Source organism: uncultured Desulfovibrio sp. (genome assembly GCF_944327235.1).
Taxonomy (GTDB): domain Bacteria; phylum Desulfobacterota; class Desulfovibrionia; order Desulfovibrionales; family Desulfovibrionaceae; genus Desulfovibrio.
Genome location: NZ_CALVHE010000130.1, coordinates 1 through 4,501 on the forward strand (window position 1 = coordinate 1; position 4,501 = coordinate 4,501).

A 4,501-nucleotide genomic window follows, 5' to 3' on the forward strand; every position below is an offset into this window, starting at 1 on the left:
CTGTGCCCATACATTCCTTTCGGCAATCCATATTGCTGCCATTGTCATTTTTTACCTTTAATGAGTCCTGACCCTAACAGACACGGCCCTGCGGGCCGCCTTTGGCGTCAGGACGTTTTTTCGGGCAGGGATCTTTGCTTGCGTGGCGAGCAGCCCCCACCTTTCATCCATGCCATCGGGGGACAAGGAGACGAAGGGACGACTCCTGCGCCACAGCGCTTTTTCATCCTCGCCAATGAAGCGCGTTGGGGGAAGGGGTGGGGGCCTGGGGGAGGGGGAACACCCTTGCGCGCTAGCGAAGGGGGTTCCCCCTCCCCCAGACGAGCCGTACCCGTAACTCCCACGGAGTTACGGGCCTCGACAGCGGAACGCGGGGTTCCCCCTCCCCCGGAAAAAACATGCTGCTACCAGTGGTTATGGTGCACCTTGTTTTCCTGATAGCGGTCGGCCTGACTGAAGTCCTGCGCGGGGTAGCCCATGACGACGAGGCTCAGGGGGATGATATTATCGGGAAGACCGAGGATGCGGCGGACAGGGGCGACGCGGTCCTCGACGGGATGGAGCCCGCACCAGACGCTGCCTATGCCGAGGGCGCGGGCGGCGAGCATGAGGTTCTGGGTGGCGGCGGAACAATCCTGCACCCAGAAGCCCCTGGTTTTTTCGGCGTCGAGGTCGCCGCAGACGACGACGGCCAGCGGCGCGTCGGCGGCCATCTTGGCGTAGGGGTGCTCGGCGGCGATGCGGTCGAGGGTGGCCCTGTCGTCCACGACCACGAAATGCCAGGGCTGGCGGTTGCTGGCGCTGGGCGCGAGCATGGCGGCTTCCAGCATGACCTGCACGTCCTCCCGCGCGATGGGCTGGCTGGTGTACTTGCGGATGCTGCGCCGGGTGCGGAGCGCTTCAAAGAATTCCATAGGGGACCTCCTGCTGGGGTTTCGGCCTGTATCTCGCGGGCCTTCCCTATCCGCCCGGCCGCCCTGCGCGGCGCATTGCGTCATGGATGCAAATAGGCTAAACTAAAAAGATAGGGGTATGCGCCATGCTGGAACTTGCTGAGATCAATGACCTGGTTCTGCTGTTTTTGCTGTCCATCATCGTCAGCCTTGTCTGCAACAAAGTCAAGCTGACTCCCACGGTAGGTTTTCTCCTGACGGGCTTCCTGTGCGGCCCGTCGGTGATGAACGTCATCACGGATCAGGAGTCCATCAGCACCATCGCTGATCTGGGCGTGGCCATGCTGCTGTTCACCATCGGCATGGAGCTTTCCGGGGAGGCGCTCAACCGCCTGAAAAAACCTGTTTTTCTGGGGGGGAGCCTGCAAATAGGCTGTACGGTGGGCGCGGTGGCCGTGCTCATGCACTTCCAGGGCGCGGCGTGGACGCAGGGCATCATCTGGGGCTGCCTGGTGGCCATGTCGTCGTCGGCCATCGTGCTGCAGATCCTCCAGCAGAAGGGGCTCACCAGCACGCCCATGGGACGGCTCTCGCTGGCCATCCTCGTTTTTCAGGACATCATGGTGGCGCCGATGGTGCTGTGCATCCCCCTGCTGGCGGGCACGCTGCAGGTGGGCGGCTGGGAGATGCTCACGGCCGTGGGCAAGGTGGTGCTCATCCTCGGCGCGGTGCTGACCCTCTGTTATTTCGGGCTGAACCGCCTCATGGAGGCTGTCGTGCGCACCCGTTCGCGGGAGGTGCTGCTGCTGACGACGCTCGGCCTGTGCTTCGGCATGGCCGTGCTGACGCACAGACTGGGGCTTTCTTTGTCGCTGGGGGCCTTCCTCGCCGGGCTGATGCTGGCGCGGTCGCAGTACAGCATGAGCGTCATCGCGGGCATCCTGCCGTATCGTGACGTGTTCATGTGCCTCTTTTTCATGTCCGTGGGCATGATGCTCAACCTCAACTTCCTGTCCTCGCACTTCCTGCTGACCATCGTCAACGCCCTCCTCTTCATCCTCATCAAGACGCTGCTGACGCTGCCGGCGGTGCTCATCCAGCGTTTCCCGCTGCGTACGTCCATCATCACCGGGCTCTCGCTGGCGCAGGTGGGGGAATTCTCCTTCGTTCTGGCCGCGCTGGCCGTGAGCAACGGCGTCTTCTCGCAGCAGGCCTATCAGGGCTTCCTGGCCGTCAGCGTGCTGACCATGATGGTCACGCCCATGCTCATCAACTGGGCGCCGCGCATCGCTGACCTGCTGACCAGCTGGCAACGGCGCATCCCCACCGAGGAAGAGGCGCAAGCCGACGACACCTGCCCGCTGCAGGATCACCTCATCATCGTGGGCTTCGGCATCAGCGGCAAGCATCTGGCCCGTGTGGCGCGGGAGTCGGGCATCTCCTACAATGTGCTGGAGATGAACCCGGAGACCGTCACCCGCTACCGGGGCAAGGAACCCATCATGCACGGCGACGCCACGCAACCCATCATCCTTGAGCATCTGGGCATCGCCAAGGCGCGCGTCATGGCCATCATCATCTCCGACCCGTCCGCCGTGCGGGCCATCACGCTGGAAGCCCGGCGCATGAACCCCAACATCTACATCGTGGCGCGCACCCGCTTCGTCACGGAAGTGGCCCCGCTGCGGCGTCTGGGGGCCAATTCGGTCATCGCGGAGGAATTTGAGACCTCCATCGAGGTATTCAATCAGGTGCTGACCCAGTACCTGATCCCCCGGCAGGATATCGACGCCTTCACGGCGCGCGTCCGCCAGGACAATTACCGCATGATCCGCAAGGCGGCGGCCACGACCACCAATCTGGACGAGGCCGTGCACCAGCTCCCGGACATGGGCGTGCAGGCCCTGCGGCTGGACGCCGGTTCCCCGCTCTGTGACCGCAGTCTGGTGGAGAGCGACCTGCGCAAGCGCTACGGCGTGACGCTGGTGGCCGCCCACCGCGACAAGGAGACCATCGCCTCGCCCGGACCGGAATTCATCATGCGGGCGGGGGATCTGCTCTACTTCTTCGGCAGGACGGACAAGCTGCTGGGCCTGCCGCCCGTGCTGAGCCGTCCGCAAGCCGCCGAGGGAGAGGCGGCCCGCACCGGCACGCCGGAAGGCCGGGCATAGCCCCCGGAGAAGAGACTTGCCATAACAGCGGCTTCGACGTATATTGTCACATTGTGTAAACGACGCCAACAGAAGCCATTGCGCGACAACAGGGGAAAGGGGGGAACGCATGGCCGCATCTTGTCTTGCGTCCGGCGCTGTGCCGCACCTCCTGCGCACGGCCAAAAGCATCGCCATCGTCGGCGCCAAGGATAAAGCCGGCCATCCGGTGGATCGCGTGGGCCGCTATCTGCTGGAACAGGGCTTCACCGTCTGGCCCGTCCACCCCGTACGGCGTACCGTGTGGGGCCTCCCCGTCTGTCCGTCTCTGGCGGATCTGCCGCAACCTGTCGATATCATCAATCTTTTCCGCGCCCCGGAAGCCTGTCCGGCCCATGCCCGCGAAACGCTGGCCCTGCCCTGGAAGCCCCGCTGCTTCTGGATGCAGGAGGGCATACGTTCCGCCGAGGCCCGCGCCCTGCTGGAGCCTGCGGGCATCCTTGTGGTGGAAGACGCCTGCATCATGGTGGAACATAACCTCATTCGCGGCTTTGAGGGCCGCTCTCGCCTATGAGCAACGCACCGGAACCGACCGTCTTTACCTGCCGCATGTGCGGCCACTGCTGTACGGGGAGAGGGGGCATCGTCGTCAGCCCCCGCGATCTCGAACGCCTCGCCGCCCACATGGGCCTTCCCCCCGAGACCGTGCTCGAACGCTACTGCGAACGCATGGGCGGCAAATGGCAGGTACGTTGCGGCGAGGACGGCAACTGCATCTTCTTCCGGGAAGGGAAAGGCTGCTCCGTCCATGAAGGCAAGCCCGCCATCTGCCGGGCCTGGCCCTTCTTTCGCGGCAATCTGGAAGATCCCCTCAGCTGGGAGCTGGCCAAGGACTTCTGTCCGGGCATCGTGCCCGATGCCGACCATGCCGACTTTGCCGCGCAGGGCCTGCGCTACCTGCGTGAGAACGACCTGCTGGCCCAGGACCCGCGCTGCGAGGCCAATGCCCTGATCATCAACACCACAGCCGCCCAAAACTCATGAAACGCAGCCGACAACTCACCGTCAAGCAGTGCCACGAGATACTCCGACTGGACAAGAATGCCGGTCTGGAGGAGCTCAAAAGCGCCTACCGCAAGCGGGCCTTCGAGCTGCACCCCGATCTCAACCCCGGCAATCCCAACGCCAGCCACGACTTCCAACTGCTCAACGAAGCCTATGTGGCTCTCTCGGCCGTGCTGAAACCCGCCGAAGAAGCCCGCCAGAAAGCCGAGGAAGCGCGTCAGAAAGCCGAAGAGAGCCGCCGCAAGGCGCAGGAGAGCCGCGAAGAACGCCGCCGCGCCGAAGAACGCGCCCGCGACGCCGCCCAAAGCCGCCGCGCCCGCGAAGAACGTGAACGCCTCATCCGTGAGCAGGTCGAGAAACGCCGCGCCGAGGAACAGGCCCGCGACCCCGCCG

Annotated in this window: 5 protein-coding genes; 4 read left to right on the forward strand and 1 reads right to left on the reverse strand. The window is 64.4% G+C overall.

Annotated features, from left to right (window positions below; genetic code table 11):
• Positions 1-404: 404 nt before the first annotated feature.
• Entirely contained in the window at positions 405-914 is a 510-nt protein-coding gene (locus Q0K00_RS11370; protein ID WP_297229613.1) for a nitroreductase family protein, read from the reverse strand.
• 125 nt (positions 915-1,039) lie between these two features.
• On the opposite strand from Q0K00_RS11370, the gene Q0K00_RS11375 reads away from it, so the two are divergent.
• The 4 genes from Q0K00_RS11375 to Q0K00_RS11390 form a co-directional block, all read left to right on the forward strand.
• Positions 1,040-3,064 carry a cation:proton antiporter gene (locus Q0K00_RS11375; protein ID WP_297229614.1) on the forward strand — a complete coding sequence of 675 codons (2,025 nt, stop codon included), beginning with the start codon at positions 1,040-1,042 and terminating at the stop codon, positions 3,062-3,064.
• Positions 3,065-3,173: 109 nt separating this feature from the next.
• A complete protein-coding gene (locus tag Q0K00_RS11380; RefSeq protein ID WP_297229616.1) occupies positions 3,174-3,617 on the forward strand; it encodes a CoA-binding protein in 444 nt (147 codons plus the stop codon).
• Complete coding sequence (locus tag Q0K00_RS11385) at positions 3,614-4,087, forward strand: YkgJ family cysteine cluster protein (RefSeq protein ID WP_297229618.1); 474 nt, start codon at positions 3,614-3,616, stop codon at positions 4,085-4,087. The genes Q0K00_RS11380 and Q0K00_RS11385 overlap by 4 nt, the downstream gene beginning before the upstream one ends.
• On the forward strand, positions 4,084-4,501 hold a 418-nt coding region (locus Q0K00_RS11390), incomplete at its 3' end, for a J domain-containing protein (protein ID WP_297229620.1). The genes Q0K00_RS11385 and Q0K00_RS11390, both read left to right, overlap by 4 nt.

What these genes read in the sequence shown, in the direction of transcription:
- Q0K00_RS11375 (WP_297229614.1), top strand. Translation starts at nt 1,040, where the DNA reads ATGCTGGAACTTGCTGAGATCAATGACCTGGTTCTGCTGTTTTTGCTG.
- Q0K00_RS11380 (WP_297229616.1), top strand. Translation starts at nt 3,174, where the DNA reads ATGGCCGCATCTTGTCTTGCGTCCGGCGCTGTGCCGCACCTCCTGCGC.
- Q0K00_RS11370 (WP_297229613.1), bottom strand. Translation starts at nt 914, where the DNA reads ATGGAATTCTTTGAAGCGCTCCGCACCCGGCGCAGCATCCGCAAGTAC.
- Q0K00_RS11385 (WP_297229618.1), top strand. Translation starts at nt 3,614, where the DNA reads ATGAGCAACGCACCGGAACCGACCGTCTTTACCTGCCGCATGTGCGGC.